This is a genomic window from Pseudohongiella spirulinae, from assembly GCF_001444425.1.
GTDB classification, from domain to species: domain Bacteria; phylum Pseudomonadota; class Gammaproteobacteria; order Pseudomonadales; family Pseudohongiellaceae; genus Pseudohongiella; species Pseudohongiella spirulinae.
The window spans coordinates 430,235-454,013 of the sequence record NZ_CP013189.1; the positions used below are offsets into that span (position 1 = coordinate 430,235).

The window sequence follows — 23,779 nt, forward strand, 5'->3', positions numbered from 1 at the left end:
CGTCAGTTACTTTCTTTTCATCATGTTGAAGAATTCTTCATTGGTCTTGCTATCCTTCAGCTTGTCAATGATGAATTCAGCTGCCTGTACATCTTCCATGGAGCTGAGGATCTTGCGCAGAATCCACATGCGTTGCAGCTCTTCTTCGCCAGTCAGCAGTTCCTCGCGGCGTGTGCCGGAGCGGCGCACATTAATGGCCGGGTAGATGCGTTTTTCGGCAATCTTGCGATCCAGATGGATCTCCATGTTGCCCGTTCCCTTGAATTCTTCGTAGATAACTTCGTCCATTTTGGAACCGGTTTCTACCAGGGCGGTTGCAATGATCGTCAGGCTGCCGCCTTCTTCCAGGTTACGTGCGGCACCAAAAAAGCGCTTGGGGCGCTCCAGTGCGTGGGCGTCCACACCACCGGTCAGAACTTTGCCTGAAGACGGCACGATGGTGTTGTAGGCGCGTGCCAGGCGAGTGATAGAGTCGAGCAGTATCACGACATCTTCTTTGTGTTCGACCAGGCGCTTGGCTTTCTCGATCACCATTTCTGCCACCTGAACGTGTCGTGCCGGCGGTTCGTCGAAGGTGCTGGCAACCACTTCGCCTCGCACTGAGCGCTGCATGTCGGTGACTTCTTCCGGGCGTTCATCAATCAACAGAACGATCAGGCGACATTCCGGATTATTGCGGGTAATGGACTGCGCGATGTTCTGCAGCAACAGAGTTTTACCGGCTTTGGGTGGCGATACGATCAGGCCGCGCTGGCCTTTGCCGATGGGGGCTGTCAGGTCAATAATGCGGGCGCTGAGATCTTCGGTACTGCCGTTACCGAGCTCCAGTCGCAGGCGCTCAGTGGGGAACAGTGGGGTGAGGTTTTCAAACAGAATTTTTTGCTTGGAATTTTCGGGTTTTGCAAAGTTGACTTCAGAGATCTTGAGCAGGGCGAAGTAACGTTCACCATCTTTGGGTGGGCGAATCTTGCCCGAAATCGTGTCGCCGGTTCGTAGATTAAAGCGGCGTATCTGGCTGGGCGAGACATAAATATCATCGGGGCCGGCCAGATAGGATGAATCTGCTGACCTCAGAAAACCAAAGCCGTCCTGCAGGATTTCAAGCACACCATCGCCGCTGATATCCTCGCCATTTTTGGCGTGTTTCTTGAGGATGGCAAAAATGATGTCTTGCTTACGGGTCCGGGAGAGGTTTTCCAGTCCCATTTCCTGGGCAGTTTCGAGCAATTTGGCGATAGGTTGGGTTTTGAGGTCGGTGAGATTCATAGGCTAAGGTTTACTTGATTCTGGATACAGAGGATCTGAAGTTGGCAGCGCGGCCATGGTCAATAATTACAATAGTATTGTTACTGGCCTGGGATGCCGGTTGGTTTATTAGATTAAGGCTTAGTGTCAGTCAGGCAAGAGACTGGATTTCGCTCTGCTCGCGCAGGGAATGAAGCCGAATATAATGGCTTCTGTGAGCGGTGTCTAGTAAAAAGTGTATTTATTTGTGACCCCCGCCAGCCGGACTGTCGGGGTGTCACAAACTTGATCGGACTGATGCTTAAATAACGCTGTCAATAAACGCAGCCAGCTGTGATTTGGACAGGGCGCCGACTTTTGTGCCAGCTACCTGGCCGTTCTTGAAGACGATCAGTGTTGGGATGCCCCGCACGCCAAAGCGTGGCGCTGTTTCGGTATTAGAATCGATATTCAGCTTGCAGATAGTCAGTTTGCCGTCATACTCGTCAGCAAGCTCATCCAGTACCGGCGCAATCATTTTGCAGGGGCCGCACCATTCTGCCCAGAAATCAACCATGACCGGGCCGTCAGCTTTCAGGACGTCCTGCTCGAAACTTGCATCGGTAGTGTGAACGATTTTGTCGCTCATAAAAAATTCCTTGTGTTAACGTCTTGGGTAACTCGAATGAATGTTCGCTTCTATCATAAGGCCTAAAAATCAGGATTCAAGTGCTTTGCAGAAGTCGGGCAGCCTTTTTGGCGAAATAGGTCAGAATGGCATCAGCGCCCGCGCGCTTGATGCAGACCAGTGATTCCATGGCAACCGCATCTTCGTCCAGCCAGCCGTTGCGCGCTGCCGCCATATGCATGGCGTACTCGCCGCTGACCTGATACACCATGGTTGGTGCGCCAAATTCGTCCTTCACCCGTCGAACAATGTCCAGATAGGGCATGCCCGGTTTAACCATTACCATATCGGCGCCCTCAGCCAGGTCGAGGCTGACTTCGTGCAGCGCCTCATCACTGTTACTGACATCCATCTGGTAGGTGTATTTGTTGCCGCTGCCCAGGTTGCCACTGGAACCAACGGCGTCACGGAATGGGCCATAGTAGCTTGATGCGTATTTGGCGGAGTACGCCATAATGCGCGTGTAGATAAAGCCATGGTCTTCAAGCGCTTCGCGGATGGCGCCTATGCGCCCGTCCATCATGTCAGAAGGCGCGACAACGTCAGCCCCGGCTTCGGCCTGGGACAGGGCCTGCTTTACCAGTGCTTCGACGGTTTCATCGTTAAGCACATATCCGCTTTCATCAATGATCCCGTCCTGTCCGTGTGTCGTATAAGGATCGAGCGCGACATCGGTTATGATGCCCAGTTGAGGAAACTCTGACTTTAACGCTCTGACGGCGCGCTGTACCAGGCCGTCCGGATTCCAGGCCTCTTCGCCGGTCAGCGTTTTTGTATCCTGGGCAGGCGAAGGGAACAAGGCGATGGCCGGTATACCCAGTTCAACCAGTTCCGCTGCTTCTTTGAGCAGCTCGTCAATGCTGAAACGAACGATGTCGGGCATGGAGGGAATTTCCTGACGCTGGCCGCTGCCCTCGACGATAAACATGGGGAAAATCAGATCGTCGGTGGTCAGTCGGGTTTCGCGCATCAGACGACGGCTGAACTCATCACGACGCATGCGTCGCATACGGTTGGCCAGAAACAGGTTAAGATCAGACACAAATATCACTCATGGTTGCTCAACGGAAGTAACAAAAACTATAGCACAGCGTCCTGATGGTTCATAACAGGATTGCTGCAGGGAGTTTTATGTCAAAAGCCAGAATTATTGTCCTGGTGGCCTTGCTGGCTGCCGTTGTTGCTTACCTGCAATTTGACCTTGGCCAGTACCTGACCCTGGCATATATGCAGTCGCAGCTCGATGCGATGCGTGATTTTACCGCGGATAACCTCTGGCTCAGCGCCGGTGTGTATTTCCTGCTGTACGTTGTGATCACCGCGCTGTCAGTGCCCGGTGCGGCGGTCATGACGCTGCTGGGTGGCGCCATATTCGGATTCGGGCTGGGCTTGCTGCTGGTATCCTTCGCCAGCTCGATTGGTGCAACACTGGCATTTTTGGTGGCCCGCCTGTTGTTGCGCGACTGGGTGCAGAGTCGCTTTGGCAGCTCACTAAAGGCAATCAACGCCGGGATTGAGCGTGACGGCGCGTTTTACCTGTTTACTTTGCGCATGATACCGGTCTTCCCGTTTTTCCTGATCAATCTGGTGATGGGTTTGACGCCTATCAAGACTCTGACCTTCTACTGGATCAGCCAGGTTGGCATGCTGTTGGGCACGGCGGTTTATGTGAACGCGGGCGTGGAATTGGGTCAACTGAGTTCCTTGTCGGGCCTGTTGAACACTTCTCTGATTTTCTCGTTTGTACTGCTGGCCATGCTGCCCTGGCTGGGGCGTGGTCTGATCAATATGCTGAGGCGTCGCCGGGCCTTTGCACGGTTTACCCGACCCAAACAGTTCGATACCAACATGGTGGTGATTGGTGCAGGGTCGGGCGGTCTGGTGGCATCTATTATTGCTGCGGGTGCCAAGGCCAAAGTCACCTTGATAGAAAAACACAAAATGGGCGGTGACTGTCTGAATACCGGTTGTGTGCCCAGCAAAACGTTGATTGCCAGCGCCAAAGTGGCAGACACCGTGCGCAATGCAGAGAAGTTCGGCTTGAAAAATGCCCATGTCGAGGTGGATTTCAAGGCCGTCATGGCACGCGTTCAGCAGGTCATCAAAACCATTGAGCCGCACGATTCGGTGGAGCGTTTTACCTCGCTGGGTGTGGATTGTGTGCAAGGAGAGGCCTATATTCGTTCGCCCTGGGAAGTTGAGGTCAATGGTCAAATCATCCGTACCCGCGCCATCGTCGTGGCCACTGGTGCACGACCACTGGTGCCGGATTTTCCGGGGCTGGATCAGGTAGAGTTTGTTCACTCCGACAATATCTGGGAGTTGGATGAACTGCCGGCACGCTTTCTGGTGCTGGGTGGCGGCCCGATAGGCTGCGAACTGGCGCAGAGTTTTGCGCGTCTGGGTTCTCAGGTGACCCTGCTGGACCAGGCTGAACATCTGATGGGGCGGGAAGATACGGAGGTCAGTGAATTTGTCGAGGCGCGGTTCCGACAACAGGGCATCAACCTGCTGCTGGGGTATGGCGCGGAATCGTTCGGGCGTGATGATGACGGGCAATACCTGCTGAGTAAAACGGCCGATGGCAACGAGCAGCGTATTCACTTTGACAAGGTCCTGATTGCACTGGGTCGCAAACCCAATGTCAGCGGCTTTGGTCTGGAAGAAATGGATGTTGCCTTGACGTCGTCCGGCGCCTTGCAGGTCGATGATACCTTGAGCACCTCCTGCCCGACGATATTCGCCTGCGGTGATGTGGCTGGGCCTTATCAGTTTACCCACATGGCCTCATTTCAGGCCTGGTATGCCACACTGAATGCGCTGGCGGGAGGCCTGAAAAAATTTCGTGCCAGTTATCGTGTAGTGCCACATGCCACGTTTACCGATCCGGAGGTCGCGCGAGTCGGATTAAATGAGCGTGAGGCGCAGGCTCAGGGGGTTGATTATGAAATTACCCGCTACGAGCTGGACCATCTTGATCGTGCGCTGGCCGAAGGGTATGCCCATGGCTTTGTGAAAGTGCTCACCGTGCCGGGCAATGACAGAATTCTGGGAGCAACCATTGTCGGTTCGCACGCCGGTGAGCTGATTGGCAGTTTTGTGTTTGCCATGACCCACAATATGGGTTTAAAAACAATTGGTGCCACTACGCACATTTATCCGACCATGCTGGAGGCTAATCGTTTTGCGGCCAACGCCTGGCGCAGTGCGCGGGTGCCGCAGAAACTGATGCCGGTGGCAGAAGGATTCTTCCGCTGGTTACGACATTAATGCGGTAAAACGGGTGTCAATTGCCGACCATTGAATCAGCGCTGAACCACGAAGGACATAAAATACAGATTGACGACACGGTCTGCGATAGCCTGTGACTCTACCGTGGCCAGCGCACTGCGGACTTGCTCAAGCGCCTGTCGACGCAGAGTCTCCTTGCCATCGGTGGAAGTCAGGTTTTCTTCCAGCTGGCCAGACAGGAGCACAACCAGACGATTGCGGATATAGGGCAGATGCTGATCCAGGAAAGGGGCTGTGCCCGGTTGGATACGCACCGAGATGTCTGTTTTCAGGTATTTCAGACGACCGGCACCATCGTAATTGGTGACAAAGCTGGGGCCCAGCGTGTAATAGATGAGATCAGTCATTCCGGCTGCCGGGTCGTCTGGATCCATGCCTGCTGGCAATCCCAGTTCTTCAGCCTCGGCGGACAGTTCGGGCGCAGACTCTTCCTGGGCAAGTGCTGATGCTGAAAGGCCAACGGCCAGCAGAGTAGCCAGAACGGCAATCAGGCTTCTGATTCTGACAGACATTACGTACCTCACGATCTGATTGATACCTGTTGATATCGGCCAATGCTAGCCGATCTGAAGTAAACTTTGTTAGGATGACAGGCTGATTACCGTCATTCAATGAGAGACCTGATGCCTGAAATACCACCAGATATGTCGCAGTGGCTGGACGAGCATGTGTGGGTTTACACGCTGACATCGGTGTTTATTCTGCTGGCGGCGGCCTGGCTGTCCAATTTTATTAGCAAACGCATATTGGTCAACGGCCTGATGCGCCTGCTGAACGCGCCCACTGCAGGGCCGGGTGAGTTTGATCGCTTCGACTTCATCCCCCGACTGGCCAATGTCATTCCTGCCCTGGTCATCACGTTTGGCATCCGTTTTGTGCCTGATTTGCCGGAGGCCGTGGTTACCGTTGTGCTGAACGTGGCCAATGCGTTTATTGTGCTGACGTTGGCCATGGCCCTGTCAGGTGTACTGGACATGGTTAACCATGTTTACAGTCAGCGGGCGGATGCGCTGAACCGGCCAATCAAGGGTTATCTGCAGGTCGTCAAAATTGTCATCTACGCGATTGCGGTGCTGCTGATGATTGCGACCTTGCTGGATCGCTCACCGCTGATTCTGCTGTCAGGCCTGGGTGCACTGGCGGCCGTCTTGATGCTGGTCTTCCAGGATACCATTCTGTCACTGGTCGCCAGTGTACAAATTACCTCAAACGACATGATCCGGGTGGGTGACTGGATCGAAATGCCGCAATTGAATGCTGATGGTGATGTGATTGATATCGCGCTGCACACGGTCAAGGTGCAGAACTGGGATAAAACGATAACCACCATCCCTACGAAGCGCTTTATTTCGGATTCCTTCAAGAATTGGCGTGGCATGCAGGAAGCTGGCGGTCGGCGCATCAAGCGCCCGGTGTTCCTTGATCAGAACTCAGTGCGCTTCTTGACTGAAGAAGAAAAGCAGCGACTCAGCGGCATAGCGCTGTTAAGCGACTATCTGAACAGTAAACAAAAAGAAATTGATGACTGGAACGCCAGGCTGGCCGATCAGGGCAAAGTGCCTGCCAATACCCGGCGCATTACCAATCTGGGGACTTTCCGTGCGTATGTGGTGAACTATTTGCGACACCACCCGCGTCTGCGGCAGGATCTGACCCAGATTGTCAGACATCTGGCGCCGGGCCCAGAAGGCCTGCCTGTCGAGGTATATTGCTTCACCAATACCACCGCCTGGGTGGAATATGAGGGCATACAGTCAGATATCTTTGACCATTTACTGTCTATACTGCCAGAATTCGGGCTGCGCGTATTCCAGGTGCCCAGCGGGGTTGATATGCGCGAATGGGCGGCCGGAGCAGGCCGATCAATGACTCAGGAAACTAACCATGATTGACAGACTGCTGGCATTGATGCCGAACTCACGACTGCTTAACCTGCTGATCTTTCTGGCGACTGCGCTGATCATCGGCGCCGCGCTTTACATGGAGCATGTGATGCTTCTGGAGCCCTGCGGTCTGTGTATTACCCAGCGCGTATTTGTTGTGCTGGCAGGGCTGGTGTGTCTCGCCGCCGCCATTCATAACCCGGCCGCAAAGGGGCGACGCAATTACGCCTTTGGTGCGGCAGCCATGTGTGTGACCGGGAGTTATTTCGCCATACGGCAGATCTGGCTCACATACCTGCCAGAAGATCAGGTGCCTGCCTGCGGGCCCGGCTTCAGCTACATGCTGGATAACTTTCCGTTGATGGACACGCTGAACTTTCTGCTCAGAGGCGACGGTAACTGTGCGGAAGTGAGCTGGCGCTTTTTGGGCATTTTCTCGATACCCGAGCTGGCGCTGATGGGTTTTGTTGCACTGTTTGCTCTGTGCATGTTCCAGGCATTCCGTCAGGAAGCATAACTTCCTGACCAGTGCTCTGCCACTTACAGGTGGTAGTCGTTCCAGCGGGTAAGAAACTCGTCAAAGCTCAATTCATCACTGGCTTCACTGGCGGCCTGCTCATCCCACGATTCCCGGCTCGCGGCCTGGAATTCGGACAGCCTCTGCGGGTCGATGCAATCATCGTTAAACGCCTGCTGGGTGCGTTCTGATTCGCGCATGGCGAAGCGACAGAAAGGGATGCCGGATTCGCGCATAGTCTGAAGAATGCGGGCCGACGGAGTGCGGCTGCTGTCTTTGACCTTGCCAAGCTGAGTTTCCAACGATCGGGTATAGGCACTGGTCCTGTGTGCATGATCAAGAAGATCAGCACTGTGCTGGATGTCGTTAATCAATACCTGCGCCCATTCCTGCAGCGCGATTTTGGTTCCCTGACGATGCAATTGCAGTCCTGGCTCCCGGCCACGATTAACGGTCAGCGAAAGGTTCTGTTCGATCTCCTGATTCTCCCGCTCATCGCAGGCCGGGCTGTCGGAGAACAGGCAGTACATCAGGAAGGCATCCAGAAAGTGGATCTGCTCGGCATCAATGCCCAAGGGCAGGAACGGGTTCAAGTCCAGTGCCCGCACTTCTATATATTGAATACCGCCTTCTTTCAGCAATTGCAGTGGACGCTTACCCGCACCGCCGACTCGTTTGGGACGGATGGTGGCGTAGAACTCATTTTCAAGCTGTAACAGATTGGTGTTGATCTGCAGGCGGTGGCCATTGCGCTGCATGCCTATCTGTTCGTATTCCGGGTAGGGTGTAATCAGGGCGTTATACAGGCTGTCGATATAGTTGTTCAGGTCGTTGTAACACACATAGATCGATCGCTGAGCATCGCTTCGGTACCCCAGATCACCCATACGCAGACAGGTGGCATAAGGTTTATAAAGCGTTGCCTCATCAAAATCATCCAGCTGATGATCGCGTCCCTGGGTAAAGCATTTGCTGACCGCTGGCGAGGCACCGAACAGATAGACCAGCAACCACGAGTAACGGTGAAAGTTGCGGATCAGATGCAGGTATTTGCGGGTTCTGAAAGTTTGTAAATCCTCCGTGGAACCCAGCATATCCTTGTATTCAGCCCAGAATGACTCGGGCATGGAAAAATTGTAGTGAATGCCGGCAATGGTCTGCATGAGCCGACCGTAGCGATGCCCCAGTCCCTCTCGGTACAGGGTCTTTAATTGACCCATGTTGGAGCTGCCGTAACGAGCCAGGGGTATCTGATCATTGCTTTCAATCAGACATGGCATGCTGGCCACCCACAGCCGCTCGCCGTCGGGCAGATTGTCGTAAACGTATTTGTGCAGATCTTCCAGAAAATCCAGTGTGCCGCTGATGGAATCAGACACTGGTGTGATCAGTTCGACCAGCGCCTCTGAATAATCCGTCGTGATATAAGGGTGTGTCAGCGCTGAACCCAGGGCTCGCGGGTGGGCAGTCTGCGCCAGACGCCCTTCGCGGGTGACGCGCAGACTTTCCTTTTCAATACCGCGATTGATGTTGGCCCAGTCGGACTTGAATTCCGGCAGCGCAAAACGATTCAGAGATGCATGCAATGAGTCGCTCAAGATATCAGTCTCTGATGGGCTGCGGGCCGGCCTGGACGATTTTGTCTGCAACGTCAAAGCGCTTGAAGTTGTTGCGGAACTGTTCAATCAGGTCGGCGGCCTTGGCATCGTATTTGGCCGGCTCGGCCCACGTTTTGCGCGGATTCAACAAGTGAGTGTCAACACCAGGCAGTGACGTCGGGATGGTCAGGTTGATACCCGGCAGATGCTCAGTGTCGACGTTGCGCAGTGAGCCGCTCTGTATAGCGTGCAGCACGGCACGGGTGACCGGAATACTGAAGCGCTGCCCAACACCATGCGGACCGCCAGTCCAGCCAGTGTTGACCAGGTAAACCTGGCTGTCGAACTCGGCGATACGTTTGATCAGCAGGTCAGCATAAACACCGGCGGGGCGCGGGAAAAACGGTGCGCCGAAACAGGTGGAAAATGTTGATTTGATACCGTCGCCAGCGCCGACTTCGGTTGAGCCGACCAGTGCTGTATATCCACTCAGAAAGTGATAGGCAGCCGCTTCCGGTGACAGGATGGAGACTGGTGGCAGCACGCCGGTCAGATCGCAGGTCAGAAAGACTATGGCCTTGGGTTCACCAGCGCGGTTTTCTTCAATGCGCTTGGGGATATTGGTCAGCGGGTAACAGGCGCGGGTGTTTTCAGTCAGGCTGGTGTCGGCGTAATCAGCCACGCGGGTTTTTTCGTCAATCACCACGTTCTCTATAACAGCGCCAAATTTGATGGCATTCCAGATAACCGGCTCGTTCTTCTGACTCAGGTTGATGCATTTGGCATAGCAGCCGCCTTCCAGGTTAAAGACCGTCCCTTTGCCCCAGCCGTGCTCGTCATCGCCAATCAGGTAACGTTCTTCATCGGCTGACAAGGTGGTTTTACCCGTGCCGGACAATCCAAAGAACAGGCAGACATCGCCGTCTTCGCCGACATTGGCAGAGCAGTGCATGGGCAGCACGTCTTTGGCCGGCAACAGGAAATTTTGTACGGAGAACATGGATTTCTTCATTTCGCCGGCATATTTCATGCCGGCCAGCAACACCTTGCGCTGAGCAAAGTTGATGATGACAGTGCCGTCAGAATGGGTGCCGTCGCGCTGCGGATCGCACACGAACTCCGGTGCGCTGAGAATCTGCCACACGGCCTTGTCTTTGGGGTTGTAATGGTCTCCAGCCTTGATGAACAAGGTGCTGCCAAACAGGCAGTGCCAGGCATACTGGGCGTTGACCTGCACAGGGATGTAGTGTTCGGGATCAGAGCCAACATGCAGGTCCGCCATGAACACGTCCTTGTCTGCCATAAAATCACTGACGCGCTGCCACAGGGCGTCAAATTTGGCTGGCTCAAAAGGCTGGTTCACCGCCCCCCAGTCGATCAGGTTTTCTGAGTCAGGTTCTTTGACGATAAAACGGTCTTTGGGACTGCGGCCTGTGCGGTGACCAGTCTCGACAACCAGCGCGCCGTTGTCTGCCAGCCGACCTTCGCCACGTTGCAGGGCGATCTCGATTAACTGGCTGGGCGTCAGGTTTCTGAAAAGGGTGCGGTTATTATCCTTCTTAACTTCCTGTGTGGTGGTTGTCATGCCGTTTAATTCCGCCTTGTTGTCTGTATTTTAAAGTGGCTGGCATTATGCCAAAAATACCCGGTGGTGAACACTTTAAAGCAGCGGCGGATGCATCGCCGATGGGCATGACGTCACAAGCCGGTCCTGGTGCTTTAAAAGCGTCCTTTCATAGCCTGTCGCTGACGTCGTTCTTTCTTGTTGGGTCGTTCATTGGCGAACTGACCTGCCGCCTGCAGTTTGCGCTGTTCGGCCAGCCGTTCACGCTCGCGGATGCTGTCGGCTGACTCCTCATAAAGCTGCTGCGCTTCTGGCGCACTGCGGCGCTGCTCAGACAGTTTCAGTACTGTCAGGCTGCGGTCATCCCAGCCTTGTCGGACCTTCAGCACGGTACCTACACTGATTTCTTTGGCTGGTTTGGCTTTTTGACCTTCTATGGATACTTTTCCACCTTCAATAGCGGACTTGGCCAGCGCCCGGGTCTTGAACAGGCGAGCGGCCCACAGCCACTTGTCCAGGCGAACCTTTGTCGGGCATTGATGGTTTTGTTCAGTCATCAACGGTGGTCCTTGCGTCTGGCATGATGTCGCGGAAGCGTTTAACCGGTGTGAATTCTCCTGGCGCGACCGGTGGTCGCTGGCTGTCTGGCTGCTCAATGGCAAACAGGTGCGCAATGCCTTCTTCACGAGCCCGCCTGAGCACACTCAGATTGTCGTCAAACAGGACAGTCCTGGCGGGTTCATAATGAGAGTGATTTTGCAGGCATTGCCAGAAGCCCTGATTTTCCTTTGCCAGCCCTAGTTGATGAGAACTGATCGTGGCGTGGAAGTGCTCACCAATGCCGGTATGTTCCAGCTTCAGGTTCAGGCTGCCGGGGTGAGCGTTGGTGACGAGAAGCAGATTTTTACTGTGCTGCTGAAGCCGTTGCAGAAATTCCGGCACATCGGGCCGTATGGCTATTTTGTGTCGTAACTCGTCCTTCATCTTCTGTATATCCAACTGTAGCCGGTCAGACCAGTAATCAATGCAATACCAGTCCAGTTTACCCTGCATGGACTGATAATCAGTGCGAAGCTGTGCCCAGGCCTGTTCAGTGCTGATGCCGGTTTTTTCGCCCCAGGCAGTCGGCAAGTGTTGCTCCCAGAAGAAGTTATCAAAGTGCAGGTCCAACAATGTGCCGTCCATATCAAAGATAACGGTGTCGACATCGCGCCAGTTGATCATTGTATTCCTTGAGGCTGAAGCCTCGATGGTTTGTAGGACTATCTTTAACTATTATGCCGCGCATTGAGTTTTTGCTGCAAACCGCATGATGTCTGGTTAGAATCGCGTTCTAATGCTGAAAAACTGGTCACCTGTTCATGGCTGAGACAAGTGCATTGCAATTCCGGGACGTATTCAAGAAGCATTTGGTCCTGGTCGGGTTTCTGGGTATCGTCCTGATCGCACTGCGGCTGGCACCGGTTTCGCCTGGGATGGGTGGCGTGGCCAACTATCTTCCACTGCATATATTTCTTGAAACCCTGGCGATAGTGGTGGCCATGCTGATCTTTGTGGTCGGTTGGTACACACATGCCCGCACCCGCCATTTCGGTGCTCTTGTTCTGGCCTGTTTTTTTCTTGGTGTCGGAGTGCTGGATTTTTCCCATACCCTGTCTTACCAGGGTATGCCCGAGTATGTCACCGAATCAAGCCCGCAAAAGGCGATCAACTTCTGGCTGTTTGCGCGCCTGTTTGCGGCGCTGGCACTGCTGCTAGCGGCCTTCCTGCCCAATTTTAATGTCGGCCACTGGCTGCGTTTTGCACTTTTATCTTTTATCTCTGCTGTACTGCTGCTCATTCACGCGTTGTTGCTTGGCACGCCGCACATTTTGCCTGAAACCTTCAATCCCGAGTCGGGGCTGACAGCTTTCAAGGTGGTCAGTGAGTATGTGCTTATTGCGCTGTACCTGTTAGCCGGAGTCAAATTTCTTCGGCAGTCGTTGAGTAATGGCAGTGTGGAACAACTCTATCTGGCGGCTGCAGCAGCCGTCATGGCATGGGCAGAGCTTTTCTTCACCTTTTATGCCGATGTAACTGATGTATTTAACTTATCCGGACACATCTACAAGGTCATCGCCTACGTTTACTTGTATCGGGCGCTGGTCGTCACCGGCGTCACTGCACCCTACGACCGTCTGGATAATATGAGCAGTCGACTGCAGGCCACGCTGGAAGCCGTGCCCGATATGATGTTTGAGATCGACCGGGCGGGAGTGATTCACGGTTACCACTCACATGCTGGGAGACATTCCCTGGTAGCCGAACCGGCACATTTTCTCGGCCACAATTTTCGCGAATTCATGCCGCCGGAGGCCATTGCGGTCAATGAGCGAGCCTTGATTGAAGTCTTTAGCAAGGGAGCAACTTCGGGGCATGTCTATTCTTTACCCATGGAGGACGGCCAGCACTGGTATGAGTTAAGCAGCAGTCTGATCCGAAGTCCGTATGGTCATGATCGGTGTCTGATGCTGGTTCGCGATGTGACCGCGCGAATTAATGCGAAACGACAGTCGGAGCGTGATCAGCGCATACTAAAAGCAGCTCTGGATCATTTGCCAGTGGGTGTGGCGGTGAATTCGGTTGGTGAACAGGTCAAATTTGAGTATATGAACGACAATTTTCCGGCCTTTTATGGCACGAGTCGTGAAGCGCTGGAAGCCTCGGATGATTTCTGGAATCTGGTCTACGAAGATGAGCAAGAACGCGCCAGCATCCGCGAGCGGGTACTTAGCGATTTTGCCTCAGGTGATGCCGGGCGAATGATCTGGAAGAATATTCCACTGACCCGTAAAGGTCAGGAAACACGTTACGTGAGCGCCCAGAATATTCCGGTGCCTGAGGAAGGGCTATCCATATCGCTGGTTGAGGATGTCACCGAACAAAGACGCATTGAGCAGGAGCTGCGCATTGCGGCGACGGCTTTTGAATCACAGGAAGGTGTGTTGGTTACAGATGCCAATCAACGGATTCTGCGAGCTAACGATGCCTTTCTGAATACTTCGGGCTATACGCAGGAAGAGGTGCAGGGGCAGACGCCGGCCATGTTCAGTTCCGGTTTGCATGATGAGCAATTCTACCGTTCGATGTGGGCAGAGGTTGTAGGTAGGGGCCATTGGCACGGTGAGATCTGGAACCGCAGAAAAAACGGTGAGGTGTATCCGCAGACTCTGACCATTACTGCTGTCAGAAATGCTGAGGGTGAAATCACACATTTTGTTGGTGATTTTATCGATATTTCCGACATCAAGAAGGCTGAAGAAGAAATCAGCAAATTGTCGTTTTTTGATTCGTTGACAGGCCTGCCCAATCGGGCCCGCTTTATCACGCTGATGCAGGAGACTATCGAGCAGAACCAACAGGACGGGCTTTTTGGTGCGTTATTGATGGTGGATCTGGATAACTTTAAAACCATCAATGACACCATGGGGCACCAGGCAGGCGATAAGCTATTGGTGCAGGTTGGTCGACGGATTCAGAAGCTGCTGCGTCCCGGCGATACCGTAGCGCGTTACGGTGGTGACGAGTTCATAATTATCCTCGCTCAATTGGAAAAGGATTCGAGAAAGGCTGCCAGTACGGTTCAGGAGCTCGCGTTTTCAATACTGACCTCGCTGGAGGATACTTATGCAATTGATCAGCAGAAATACTTCACGACCTGCAGTATCGGTGCGACGTTGTTCGATGGACAGAGCGTTACCACAGAGGAGCTGCTGAAGCAGGTAGATATCGCTCTGTTCCAGGCCAAAGATGCAGGACGTAATAATATCAGCTTCTTCGATCCGGCCTGGCAATCCGCCGTTAATGAACGCGCGGCCATGGTTGCCGCCATGCGTGAGGGGTTGAAGTCGGATCAATTCATCATGTTCTATCAGGAGCAGGTTGATCAGCAAGGCGAGTTGATCGGTGCCGAAGCCCTGCTGCGCTGGCGTCACCCGGAGCATGGGCTGGTGTCGCCCGCCGAGTTCATCCCTCTTGCGGAACAAAGTGCCATGATGCCAGCGCTGGGTGATGAGGTGCTGAAGATGTCACTCAAACAATTGGCACACTGGCAACAAGACCAGGATCTGGGGTCCTTCAAATTATCCATCAACCTGACGGCAGATCAATTTTATGCGCCTGATTTTACTGACCGCCTGCAGTCACAGATCAAAGACCTGGAGCTGGATGCCTCACGCATCATGCTTGAATTTACCGAATCGGTGTTGATGGACAACCTTGAGCTGGCCCGGCTCAATATCAAGAAACTCAATAAACTGGGTGTACACTTTGCCATTGATGATTTTGGCACAGGTTACTCGTCACTCAGTTACCTGAGCCAGCTGCCGATTGATCTTCTGAAAATCGATCAGTCATTTGTTCAGCAGATCGGCGTCAATCAGAAGGATATGGCGATCATTAAATCCATTGTTGAGATGGCACATGCTCTGGGCATGGAAGTGCTGGCAGAAGGAGTAGAGACCGAGCAGCAGCGCAGTTATCTGTTCAGTCAGGGGTGTCATCTGTATCAGGGCTACCTGTTTGCCAGACCAGTGCCGGCAGAAGAGTTTCAACTTTTGGCTCACGCGGGGGACGGAGGCAGTCTCTGACCCCCTGTTCAAGTTCAGTAGTTATCCGCGCGCCGACTCAGAGTGAGGCGGCATCCGGCCACAGCACAGACCAGGATTTCCGGCGCTGCGGAACTCGACCTCGCGTCCAAGCCGCTCGGGACTCAGACAGGCCTCGCGCTTGATCGGAAATCCTGGCCTGCGCTAAGCGTGGCCTGAATGGATGCCGCCTCACTCTGAGTCGGCGCGCTCAATCTCAGGGAGTGGATGGAGGGGTCAGAGACTGCCTCCGTCCCCGTAGCACTGGGGACGTAGACTGCCTCCGTCCCCCGCGTGGTTACTCGACGGTGATGGTGATCTTTTCGGACATCACGGGTGGGTTGTGCGGAACATGCATGTGGTCGCCCAGCACCAGCTGCAGGGTGTGCTGGCCCGGCTCCAGAGTCACTGTAGTCTCAGTCTGACCCAGGCCGAAGTGCATGACGTCAGCGCCCAGCGGTTGCCCCAGGTCGGGCAGAGTATCCATATTGATCAGCAGATGGTGATGGCCGGTGTTGGGCATGGCAATGCCAGCGGGTGCCACGCCCATGCCGGACAGGCCAAAAACAACGGTGAAGGTTGTGCTGACAGTATCACCGTTCTGTGGTGAGACTATGTAGACCGAAGCGCCTTCCGGGGCAGTTGATGGTTGCGCCAATAGTGTGGCTGACAGGCCGGCAGCCAGGATCAATCCGCTTAAAATGCTCAAGTTCTTCTTCATCAATAACTCCTGATACGACGTGTAGGATGATGCTTGCGCTGGTATTAAATGTTACTACGGCATTTTGTGCAAGTTTCTGTGACCAATGATTCAGGTCAATTTATTTTGTAACTTTTGGTTGACATGCGGTTGAAAGTGGCGATTTTCAGGACTAGACTGATGCTCGGTCATGACAGTCAGCAGTCGTCGTCGATTCCACGCCGTAGCTGTATCAGTGGTGCTTTTCGGGCCATTAGAGCATAAGAAAAATAACTACAGGAGCGTGACCACATGCAAAATGTCTATCTGGGCAGGCGTAAGTCATTGGCTTTGGCCATTATGTTTGCCAGCGTCTCTCTACCGGTTTCCGCTCAGGAAACTGAAATCGAAGAAGTTATTGTCACAGGTTCGCTGATTCGGGGCACACCGCTGGACGCAGCTTTGCCGGTGGAGGTTTTCTCGGCGGCGGAGTTGCTGGAAACCGGCAGCCCAACCGCGTTGGAGTTTGCCAAAACCCTGACGTCGGGCGGTCCGATTACCGGTGAGGCTTATTACTTCGGAGGTTCCGGCAATACTGGTAACGTCAGCTTCAACCTGCGGGGTATCGGGTCTGACAAGACCCTGACTCTCTTCAATGGCAGACGAACCCCACAGAATTCGTCCATTTTCCCATCATCTGTTACCGCGCGCGTTGAGATTCTCAAGGACGGTGCGGCGGTAACCTACGGTGCGGATGCCACCGGTGGTGTTGTTAACTTTATCACCGAGGACAGTTACTCCGGGGTTGAGCTGAGCTCTTCCTATAAAGGGGGCTTTGATTCTGATGGTGACTGGAGCCTCAGCGCCAAGGCCGGCTGGGATGTCGGAGACAGCAATATCCTGGTAGCGGCGGAATGGGATCATCGCTCGCGTCTCCAGACCAAGGAGCGTGACTTTGCCAGTCTGCCGTATGGTGTGAATCCGGCGCCCTGGTCTGGCCTGACCAACCTGGCCGGATGGGTGCCACGGGCAAGTTTGCCCGCAAATCCCGGTTTGACGGCAAATTCAGAGTGGGGAAGCCCGCTGGGTCTGGTCTCGGATTTTACACCCGAATCCTGTAATGCTGTCGGCGGCATTTACGTTAACTCGTTCACGTGTAACTACGGTTACATACCGTATTACAACATTGTAGAAGAAAATGAGATCTACCGGCTGTTTGGTCAGGTGACCACGCAGATGTCTGATTCGCTGGAGTTTTATGCGCGTGCCGCATACGGGCGAGTGTTTACGCCAGAGGCCTATGGTTCACCCTCGCAGCCGGTTGTTCGCGGCCCGGCTCAAACGGCGGGTCTGACCTATCAGCTCTATGTGCCCGTAACGAATCCCTATGTACAGGAGTTTATGGACCGAACCGGTTGGTCGGCTAACCCTTTGTCCGGCCTGACACAGGGGTTCACGCCAATCACCTACCGTGCTTTTGCACATGGGGGAAATACAACCTGGGCGAAAGATGGACTGCACAGTACGCCTAACAGAAACGAGAGCCGTTACTGGCACATTTCCACAGGTTTTACTGGCGAGTTTGATAATCAGATTGGTTATGATTTTGCGATTACTTATAACCAATTTGACATCCGCAGCTCTGCCCCGGATATCATGGGTGCCCGCGTACAGCAGGCCTTGAACGGTTTTGGCGGGCCGAATTGCAATGCGCCGGATCTGGATCCTAATCGCCTGGGCACACAGAACCCCGCCATGGCCGGCGTTGGTGACTGTATGTGGTGGAATCCTTTTGCCACCAACTTTGCCAGTCAGCCGGAGCTGGGGTTAGCCAATCCCAACTACAATCCCAATATGGAGAATCCATTGGAATTGCGGCAATGGGTGTTTAATGATCGCTACGGTGAAACCACAGCGTGGAATGCCACGGTCGATCTGGTATTCAGCGGTGAGACAGGTATTGAACTGCCCGGTGGTACAATCGCCTGGGGTGCTGGTCTGCAGTACCGGGATAGTCGCAACCGTCAGACGGTTCCTGACCCAATCTACAATGGTGCCACGCCATGTTTCTGGCCAGAGCAACGGCCGCTGGAGCCTACTCACCCGGAATACAATGGCTGTACCCCTGATGGCCCCGGCCCGTTTTTCTTCTTTGGCATCAACGAACCGGATTCTACCAAGCAGGCCCAGGAATCAGCCTTCGGTGAGTTGAACCTGCCGTTGCTGGATAACCTGATCATGACGGCGGCTGTCCGGCATGAGCGATTCTCCGGCGATCTGGATGCAACGGTATACAAAGTGTCAGGTAAGTACGATCTGACCGATAATCTGTCCTTCCGCGGCTCCTACGGTACCAACTACCAGGCACCCGGCGCCGGTTTGAATCCGGGTGAAGTCAGTGTGGGCGTGAACAGTTATTCCATCGCTGGTGGCGACTGGCGTGGGGCGACGACTGTTACAGCGACCGGTATCGAACCGGAAACAGCTACGGTCTGGAGCACCGGGGTCATCTGGCAGTCTGAAGGTTTTGATGTGTCCCATAACTTCCAGTTTATTGTGGACTACTTCAGTATCGAAACCGAGGATGAGCTGGGGCTGCTGGCATCGGCGAACACCATCGCCAGTTCTGTGTTCAGCATTCCGCCACCCGGTCAGACTAACGTGCCTAGCAACAGAACAGCCCTGGCAGATTGTTCGCACCCGCTGATCAATCGCGTCACATTTAACGGTGGCACCTGTACTCAGGGAGTGACAACAGCCAATGACTTTGCCAGCATTACCACGGAATATGGTAACGGACCCGGTCAGCTCACAGAAGGCTTTGATGTGCAGGCCAACTACAGCTTCCCGGCCTTTGCCGGCGATATGCGGCTGGGTCTGACGCTGACCAAAGTGCAGAAGTTTGAGTTCGGGGAAACCACCCTGGACGGATTCCTGCTGGATCCGGGTGATGATCGTCTGGGTACGCTCAACTTTGCGACTATCGCTCAGTCAGCACCTGAGTGGCGCGCTAACCTGAATGTGAACTATAGCCAGGGGGATCACAACTTCCGCTTTGTCCTGGGATATATTGATGGCGTGAAAGATGAGCGCTACTACAATGCGGATGGATCCATCAATGAAGCGGCGCTGATCCCAGGAGGGTTCCAGCCAGGAACAACTACGCCTTTTGAACCGTCGTTTTATGGGGTTGATCCCGGCGGCTGGCTGGCCGCTGATTTCCATTGGGTGTGGGATCATTCCTGGGCAACCTTTACAGCGTCCATTAACAATATAACGGATGAGGATCCGCCGGCCTCGCGCCAGGAGTTTGGTTACGATCCGCGTATTGGTAATCCGCTGGGACGTACCTTTGAAGTTGGTTTGCGCAAGACCTTCTGATCAGTCATATCGTTCAAAAACACACCCCGTAGTGATAAGCTGCGGGGTGTTTTTTATTCTGATGGTTTGCTGAATGATCAATCCCCGCTTCATTGCTCTTTATCTGCCTCAGTTTCACCCCACTGAAACCAATAACCAGGCTTACGGTGAAAATTTCACCGAGTGGAGTAATCTCAAAAAATCCAGGAAGTTGTTCGCCCGGCATGACTGGCCGACGGTTCCCGGTGAGCTGGGGTACTATGATCTGCGCGACCCGGCAGTGCGTCAGGCGCAGGCTGATCTGGCCCGTGCGCATGGCATAGAAGCCTTTTGTTATTACCACTACTGGTTTGGCAACGGCCGTATGGAACTGGAGCTGCCGTTTCGGGAAGTGCTGCAGAGCGACCAGCCGGACTTTCCGTTCTGTCTGTGCTGGGCTAATCAGTCCTGGCATAAAAAATTCTGGAACGCTGATGGCAGTCACCATGGGGAGCTGTTGGTTGAACAGAGTTATCCGGGCGACGATGACGTGGTCCAGCATTTTCATTATTGCCTGCCGGCCTTTAAGGATAGGCGCTACGTGAAGGTGGACGGTAAACCGGTGTTCATGATTTACAGAGCGCTAGAGCATCCGGACGCCAGACAATTTATTCAACGCTGGCAACAGCTTGCTGTCGAAAATGGCTTGCCCGGAATATTTTTTATTGCCCAGACTGAGCGGCTGGATGTTGAAGAAGGTCGGTTATTCGAACTGGGCGTGGACGGCATCAATACTATTCGTCTGTTTGACCACTTCAAGCTCGCCACATCCCGTTTCAAACGCACCCTTAAAAAACTGTATTGGCGTCTGGCGCGTCTGCCAAGGATAACGCCCTACGCCAAAGCCGCACCCCTGTTTGTGACCGAACAGGAATATCGCGAAAATATTTATCCCTCCGTCATTCCTGGCTGGGACCATACGCCGCGCAGTGGCCTGGGTGGCACGGTGTTAACCGGGTCGACGCCGGTCTTGTTCGAAAAACATGTTGCCGAGGCCGTTGAAGCCGTTGCCGGTAAAAAACCTGAACATCAGCTTATCTTTATCAAATCCTGGAATGAGTGGGGCGAGGGAAATTACCTGGAGCCTGATCAGCGCCACGGACGAGCCTACCTTGAGGCTTTGCGGCGGGTTGCTGGACACTGCAAAAAATAGCCGAATAAGCTAAGCTTCACGCCTCAGAAATGCTGCGTGGGGTGTGATGGTGGATCGGTATGTATGCGAGGCAGATGTCGCCATCATCGGCGGTGGTCTGAGTGGTCTTTATGCGGCCTGGTTACTGGAGCAGGCCGGTATCACAAACTATGTGCTGCTGGAGGCTCGTCAGCGGATTGGTGGCCGCATTCTGTCGGTGACAGCCAGCGTAGATAAAGATCAGCAGAGCGGCATCAGTCTTGATCGGTTTGATCTTGGGCCGAGCTGGTTCTGGCCAGATATGCAGGCTGAGCTGGGGTCCCTGATAGAGTCGTTGGGTCTGGAAGTCTTTCAACAACATGAGAGCGGCGACCTGATCGGTGAGCGCTCGCCCTCGGAAGCGCCGGTCAGAATGCGCGGTTATGTCAATTCCCCACCGTCCATGCGACTGTCAAGTGGCACGCAGCAGCTGACCGAAGCCTTGCAAAAGAGACTTGGCGCTGAACGGATTTTTACCGGGCAGATTGTAAACAGACTGTCCTGTCATGGCTCGCATGTCGAGGTCGGCAGTGTGGATGAAGCTGGCAATGTCAGCCAGTGGCGCACGCCAACGGTCCTGTTGGCCTTGCCGCCACGACTGGCTGTCAGCAAGATTGAATGTATCCCCCCTTTGCCAGAATCCTTAAGGCATCATTGGCAGGCCACGCCAACGTGGATGGCTCCGCATGCGAAATATATTGCCGTCTATGATGCACCGTTCTGGCGTAAGCAGGGTCTGTCTGGCGAAGCCAGAAGTCTGTGTGGTCCCATGAATGAGATACACGACGCATCGATGCCCGGCGGCAGCGCGGCACTGTTTGGCTTTCTGGGGGTGCCGTCTCACATGCGCAGAGGTTTGAGCGAACAGCGGCTTAAAGAGCTGTGCCGTGAGCAGCTGGGGCGCTTGTTCGGGGCCCGGGCTCTGGAACCCCGGGCGGAGCTGATAAAGGATTGGGCGCAGGAAATGTTTACCGCAACTGAAGCTGACGAAAACGCAGCAGGTCATCATGTCAAGGCGCCACCCAACCGGGCGGCGGACGGGCCATGGCGACGTTGCCTGGTTGGCATTGGCAGTGAGTGGTCGGTGGCTTATCCGGGGTATTTGGCCGGGGCGGTGGATGCGGCGGCTGTGGGGGTTGAGGGGGTGCTGAGGCGATGAGTGTGGTGAGGTAGCATCGTTGTCGAACTTTATATCGCCAGGTCCAATGGTAAATCTGCTATGTCTTTAAGTCGTTTGCCATCCACCATAATGGCAAGCATGTCTTCCGCATCGCTCATGCCCAAATCTCTGACTGTTTCTTGCAATTCCGTTAATGCGAAGTGATAAACGCAGTCAATATCCCCAGTTCCTAGTGCTATAGATGCAAGTCGACTTGGTGTGGGTTCAGCCGTGACGACCACGATGTGTGGTAACCGTCCTTTTCGGTTTCGAACCAAATTAAGTGCTTCGGATCGCGCATTCTGAGCTCGGTCACTTCGGATTGTCCATTTGCAGGAGATGCTGGCATGAAGCAATGGTAATCCACCATTCTTTTTGCGCAAACTAGCGAGTCTTGCGATGGTATCATCCACAATTAAAACTGGTTGATTTATCTGTTGGTCACTAAGTGTTTCCCGGACAACTACGATGTCGGGTGTGATGGTGTAATCACTTCCTAATGCCGCTGCAAGTTCCGCATCATTTCGAGCTGCTTTGTCGAGCGCGACCAAATGAGCATATTGCTCATACTTTGCAATTTCCAGCCGGTTGCGGCCCGCTACTTGATGCACGTCCCAGGGGCCCGGGCGTAAATGCTCCAATTGAATGAATGTCGCTTTAACAAAATCCGCACAAACGCTTTCGAATTGATTGCCTGAGGTCTGCCCAGCAATTCGCTCGCCAACTGTTTCTGCTTTTAAGCGATCCGCGATCCCACGAGCGATTTTTTTGCTTGTTGTATTGCTACTATCAGCGTTACTGACCACGCCTGCACTGTTAATTGTCAGGGTTGTTTCCAGTAGCGCAGCATGAAATGCTTTGCGAGCGTCTAAGAACGCGGATCTTGTGCTCATCAGGCGACCTTGAATATTTGTTTTACTGATAGGGCCTTATGGATCTGACGTGCAACGGCTGCAGCAACCGGGGGTGGAAAGGCATTTCCAATTTGGCGATAGGCTGCTGTTTTTCTGCCGTAAAACTGCCAATCATCCGGGAAGCCTTGAACGCGTGCAGTCATTCGGGTAGTGAGTCTAGGCATCCCTATAAAGTCACGTGGCGGGGGGGCATCCCACAAGCCCATACCATCTACGCCCAGGCTTGCCCAGGCTTTTTTCGCACGTGTGGGGCCCAGATCGGGGCCACCATGCTTTTTCGAGCCTCCAACTAGCGTGGGAGCGATTGCGTTGGCGTGTTCGCGCCAATTATCTGCTCCGCGCCATCCATCCGACTTCATTAAGTCGTGTAACAATGCTCCGACAGTGGGAGGTTCTGCTTCTTGAGGTTTTGGCCACTCGAATCCAGACGCTAAATCTTTACGTATGCCTACAAACACAACTCGTGGGCGGAGCTGTGATACTCCAAAGTCTGATGCGTTTAATAGTCTCCATCCTGGGACATAGCCAAGTTTTTTAAGTTGAATTTCAACTTTGTTGCGGTAGTCATCAAAGACAGCATCGAGTAGTCCACGGACATTTTCCAGCATCACGGCTTTCGGGCGACACTCATCGACGAGACGAAGAGCTTCAGGGAACAAATCGCGATCATCCTCTGCTCCCAACTGCTTGCCTGCTTTTGAAAAAGGCGGGCAAGGTACCCCACCAGCCAACAAGTCCACTCCAGGATAAAGTAGCCCACTAAATTCACGCAGATCGCCTTCAATAACATTCCAGCTCGGGCGATTAAGCCTTAAGGTTTGGCATGCTGGCGGTTCAAGTTCAACAAGTGCTGCGTGATCGAAACCAGCCATCTCCAAGCCGAGTGCCTGGCCGCCGGCACCTGCGCATATTTCCAGCGACGTGAATTCGCTCATCCTTTATTCCTTTGGCGTTCAGCCTTCAGTACATCATGATCAGCCATCTTCCGTCGAATGGCTGGCCTGAATAAGTTTAGCAGATGGATGGGGCTGCCTGCAGGCAAATTACGTCAATTGATGATTTCTGAT

Annotated in this window: 18 protein-coding genes; 7 read left to right on the forward strand and 11 right to left on the reverse strand. The window is 53.8% G+C overall.

What is annotated here, in order from left to right:
• Positions 1 to 6 precede the first annotated feature (6 nt).
• The 3 genes from rho to hemB all read right to left on the reverse strand — a co-directional run bounded on the left by rho (position 7) and on the right by hemB (position 2,954).
• On the reverse strand, positions 7 to 1,266 hold the full coding sequence (gene rho / locus PS2015_RS02130) for a transcription termination factor Rho (RefSeq protein ID WP_058020619.1): 1,260 nt from the start codon (positions 1,264 to 1,266) through the stop codon (positions 7 to 9).
• A gap of 280 nt (positions 1,267 to 1,546) precedes the next feature.
• Positions 1,547 to 1,873: a thioredoxin TrxA gene (gene trxA / locus PS2015_RS02135; protein ID WP_058020620.1), complete on the reverse strand. Its 327-nt coding sequence runs from the start codon at positions 1,871 to 1,873 to the stop codon at positions 1,547 to 1,549.
• A gap of 76 nt (positions 1,874 to 1,949) precedes the next feature.
• A complete protein-coding gene (gene hemB / locus PS2015_RS02140; RefSeq protein WP_335338249.1) occupies positions 1,950 to 2,954 on the reverse strand; it encodes a porphobilinogen synthase in 1,005 nt (334 codons plus the stop codon).
• A gap of 89 nt (positions 2,955 to 3,043) precedes the next feature.
• On the opposite strand from hemB, the gene PS2015_RS02145 reads away from it, so the two are divergent.
• Entirely contained in the window at positions 3,044 to 5,182 is a 2,139-nt protein-coding gene (locus PS2015_RS02145; protein WP_058020621.1) for a dihydrolipoyl dehydrogenase family protein, read from the forward strand.
• Between the two features lie 35 nt (positions 5,183 to 5,217).
• Here the strand turns inward: PS2015_RS02145 and PS2015_RS02150 are convergent, their stop codons facing one another.
• Positions 5,218 to 5,715 (reverse strand): flagellar basal body-associated FliL family protein, encoded by a 498-nt coding sequence (locus PS2015_RS02150; protein ID WP_058020622.1) that lies wholly within the window; start codon positions 5,713 to 5,715, stop codon positions 5,218 to 5,220.
• A 111-nt stretch (positions 5,716 to 5,826) separates the two neighbouring features.
• Between PS2015_RS02150 and PS2015_RS02155 the strand changes: the two genes are divergently transcribed.
• Together PS2015_RS02155 and PS2015_RS02160 are read left to right on the forward strand one after the other, a co-directional pair.
• Positions 5,827 to 7,095, forward strand: coding sequence for a mechanosensitive ion channel family protein (locus PS2015_RS02155; RefSeq protein ID WP_058023098.1), 1,269 nt, complete (start codon positions 5,827 to 5,829; stop codon positions 7,093 to 7,095).
• A complete protein-coding gene (locus PS2015_RS02160; RefSeq protein WP_237113356.1) occupies positions 7,088 to 7,603 on the forward strand; it encodes a disulfide bond formation protein B in 516 nt (171 codons plus the stop codon). The genes PS2015_RS02155 and PS2015_RS02160 overlap by 8 nt, the downstream gene beginning before the upstream one ends.
• A 23-nt stretch (positions 7,604 to 7,626) precedes the next feature.
• On the opposite strand, the gene gshA is transcribed toward PS2015_RS02160, so the two are convergent.
• The 4 genes from gshA to yrfG form a co-directional block, all read right to left on the reverse strand.
• Positions 7,627 to 9,201 (reverse strand): glutamate--cysteine ligase, encoded by a 1,575-nt coding sequence (gshA, locus tag PS2015_RS02165; protein WP_237113357.1) that lies wholly within the window; start codon positions 9,199 to 9,201, stop codon positions 7,627 to 7,629.
• A gap of 4 nt (positions 9,202 to 9,205) precedes the next feature.
• Positions 9,206 to 10,786, reverse strand: coding sequence for a phosphoenolpyruvate carboxykinase (locus PS2015_RS02170; protein ID WP_058020623.1), 1,581 nt, complete (start codon positions 10,784 to 10,786; stop codon positions 9,206 to 9,208).
• Positions 10,787 to 10,920: 134 nt separating this feature from the next.
• Positions 10,921 to 11,322: an RNA-binding S4 domain-containing protein gene (locus PS2015_RS02175; RefSeq protein ID WP_058020624.1), complete on the reverse strand. Its 402-nt coding sequence runs from the start codon at positions 11,320 to 11,322 to the stop codon at positions 10,921 to 10,923.
• The gene (gene yrfG, locus PS2015_RS02180; RefSeq protein ID WP_058020625.1) at positions 11,315 to 11,989 is read right to left on the reverse strand and encodes a GMP/IMP nucleotidase; all 675 of its coding nucleotides are present in this window, start codon (positions 11,987 to 11,989) and stop codon (positions 11,315 to 11,317) included. Before yrfG ends, PS2015_RS02175 begins: the two co-directional genes overlap by 8 nt.
• Positions 11,990 to 12,126: 137 nt before the next feature.
• On the opposite strand from yrfG, the gene PS2015_RS02185 reads away from it, so the two are divergent.
• On the forward strand, positions 12,127 to 15,393 hold the full coding sequence (locus PS2015_RS02185) for a bifunctional diguanylate cyclase/phosphodiesterase (protein WP_058020626.1): 3,267 nt from the start codon (positions 12,127 to 12,129) through the stop codon (positions 15,391 to 15,393).
• Between the two features lie 295 nt (positions 15,394 to 15,688).
• On the opposite strand, the gene PS2015_RS02190 is transcribed toward PS2015_RS02185, so the two are convergent.
• Positions 15,689 to 16,111 carry a DUF4399 domain-containing protein gene (locus tag PS2015_RS02190; protein ID WP_058020627.1) on the reverse strand — a complete coding sequence of 141 codons (423 nt, stop codon included), beginning with the start codon at positions 16,109 to 16,111 and terminating at the stop codon, positions 15,689 to 15,691.
• A gap of 270 nt (positions 16,112 to 16,381) precedes the next feature.
• On the opposite strand from PS2015_RS02190, the gene PS2015_RS02195 reads away from it, so the two are divergent.
• The 3 genes from PS2015_RS02195 to PS2015_RS02205 all read left to right on the forward strand — a co-directional run bounded on the left by PS2015_RS02195 (position 16,382) and on the right by PS2015_RS02205 (position 21,798).
• Positions 16,382 to 19,450, forward strand: coding sequence for a TonB-dependent receptor domain-containing protein (locus PS2015_RS02195; protein ID WP_058020628.1), 3,069 nt, complete (start codon positions 16,382 to 16,384; stop codon positions 19,448 to 19,450).
• Between the two features lie 73 nt (positions 19,451 to 19,523).
• Positions 19,524 to 20,621: a glycosyltransferase WbsX family protein gene (locus PS2015_RS02200; protein ID WP_058020629.1), complete on the forward strand. Its 1,098-nt coding sequence runs from the start codon at positions 19,524 to 19,526 to the stop codon at positions 20,619 to 20,621.
• Positions 20,622 to 20,667: 46 nt separating this feature from the next.
• Positions 20,668 to 21,798, forward strand: a complete 1,131-nt coding sequence (locus tag PS2015_RS02205) for a flavin monoamine oxidase family protein (protein ID WP_058020630.1) — start codon at positions 20,668 to 20,670, stop codon at positions 21,796 to 21,798.
• Positions 21,799 to 21,827: 29 nt separating this feature from the next.
• On the opposite strand, the gene PS2015_RS02210 is transcribed toward PS2015_RS02205, so the two are convergent.
• Both PS2015_RS02210 and PS2015_RS02215 read right to left on the reverse strand, forming a co-directional pair.
• Positions 21,828 to 22,691, reverse strand: coding sequence for an NgoMIV family type II restriction endonuclease (locus PS2015_RS02210; RefSeq protein ID WP_058020631.1), 864 nt, complete (start codon positions 22,689 to 22,691; stop codon positions 21,828 to 21,830).
• Positions 22,691 to 23,647, reverse strand: a complete 957-nt coding sequence (locus PS2015_RS02215; RefSeq protein ID WP_058020632.1) for a DNA cytosine methyltransferase — start codon at positions 23,645 to 23,647, stop codon at positions 22,691 to 22,693. The genes PS2015_RS02210 and PS2015_RS02215 overlap by 1 nt, the downstream gene beginning before the upstream one ends.
• Positions 23,648 to 23,779 lie beyond the last annotated feature (132 nt).

Excerpts from the sequence above, each read along its gene's own strand:
- rho (WP_058020619.1), bottom strand. The coding sequence starts at position 1,266 with ATGAATCTCACCGACCTCAAAACCCAACCTATCGCCAAATTGCTCGAA.
- trxA (WP_058020620.1), bottom strand. The coding sequence starts at position 1,873 with ATGAGCGACAAAATCGTTCACACTACCGATGCAAGTTTCGAGCAGGAC.
- PS2015_RS02145 (WP_058020621.1), top strand. The coding sequence starts at position 3,044 with ATGTCAAAAGCCAGAATTATTGTCCTGGTGGCCTTGCTGGCTGCCGTT.
- PS2015_RS02150 (WP_058020622.1), bottom strand. The coding sequence starts at position 5,715 with ATGTCTGTCAGAATCAGAAGCCTGATTGCCGTTCTGGCTACTCTGCTG.
- PS2015_RS02155 (WP_058023098.1), top strand. The coding sequence starts at position 5,827 with ATGCCTGAAATACCACCAGATATGTCGCAGTGGCTGGACGAGCATGTG.
- PS2015_RS02160 (WP_237113356.1), top strand. The coding sequence starts at position 7,088 with ATGATTGACAGACTGCTGGCATTGATGCCGAACTCACGACTGCTTAAC.
- PS2015_RS02170 (WP_058020623.1), bottom strand. The coding sequence starts at position 10,786 with ATGACAACCACCACACAGGAAGTTAAGAAGGATAATAACCGCACCCTT.
- PS2015_RS02175 (WP_058020624.1), bottom strand. The coding sequence starts at position 11,322 with ATGACTGAACAAAACCATCAATGCCCGACAAAGGTTCGCCTGGACAAG.
- yrfG (WP_058020625.1), bottom strand. The coding sequence starts at position 11,989 with ATGATCAACTGGCGCGATGTCGACACCGTTATCTTTGATATGGACGGC.
- PS2015_RS02185 (WP_058020626.1), top strand. The coding sequence starts at position 12,127 with ATGGCTGAGACAAGTGCATTGCAATTCCGGGACGTATTCAAGAAGCAT.
- PS2015_RS02190 (WP_058020627.1), bottom strand. The coding sequence starts at position 16,111 with ATGAAGAAGAACTTGAGCATTTTAAGCGGATTGATCCTGGCTGCCGGC.
- PS2015_RS02195 (WP_058020628.1), top strand. The coding sequence starts at position 16,382 with ATGCAAAATGTCTATCTGGGCAGGCGTAAGTCATTGGCTTTGGCCATT.
- PS2015_RS02200 (WP_058020629.1), top strand. The coding sequence starts at position 19,524 with ATGATCAATCCCCGCTTCATTGCTCTTTATCTGCCTCAGTTTCACCCC.
- PS2015_RS02205 (WP_058020630.1), top strand. The coding sequence starts at position 20,668 with ATGGTGGATCGGTATGTATGCGAGGCAGATGTCGCCATCATCGGCGGT.
- PS2015_RS02210 (WP_058020631.1), bottom strand. The coding sequence starts at position 22,691 with ATGAGCACAAGATCCGCGTTCTTAGACGCTCGCAAAGCATTTCATGCT.
- PS2015_RS02215 (WP_058020632.1), bottom strand. The coding sequence starts at position 23,647 with ATGAGCGAATTCACGTCGCTGGAAATATGCGCAGGTGCCGGCGGCCAG.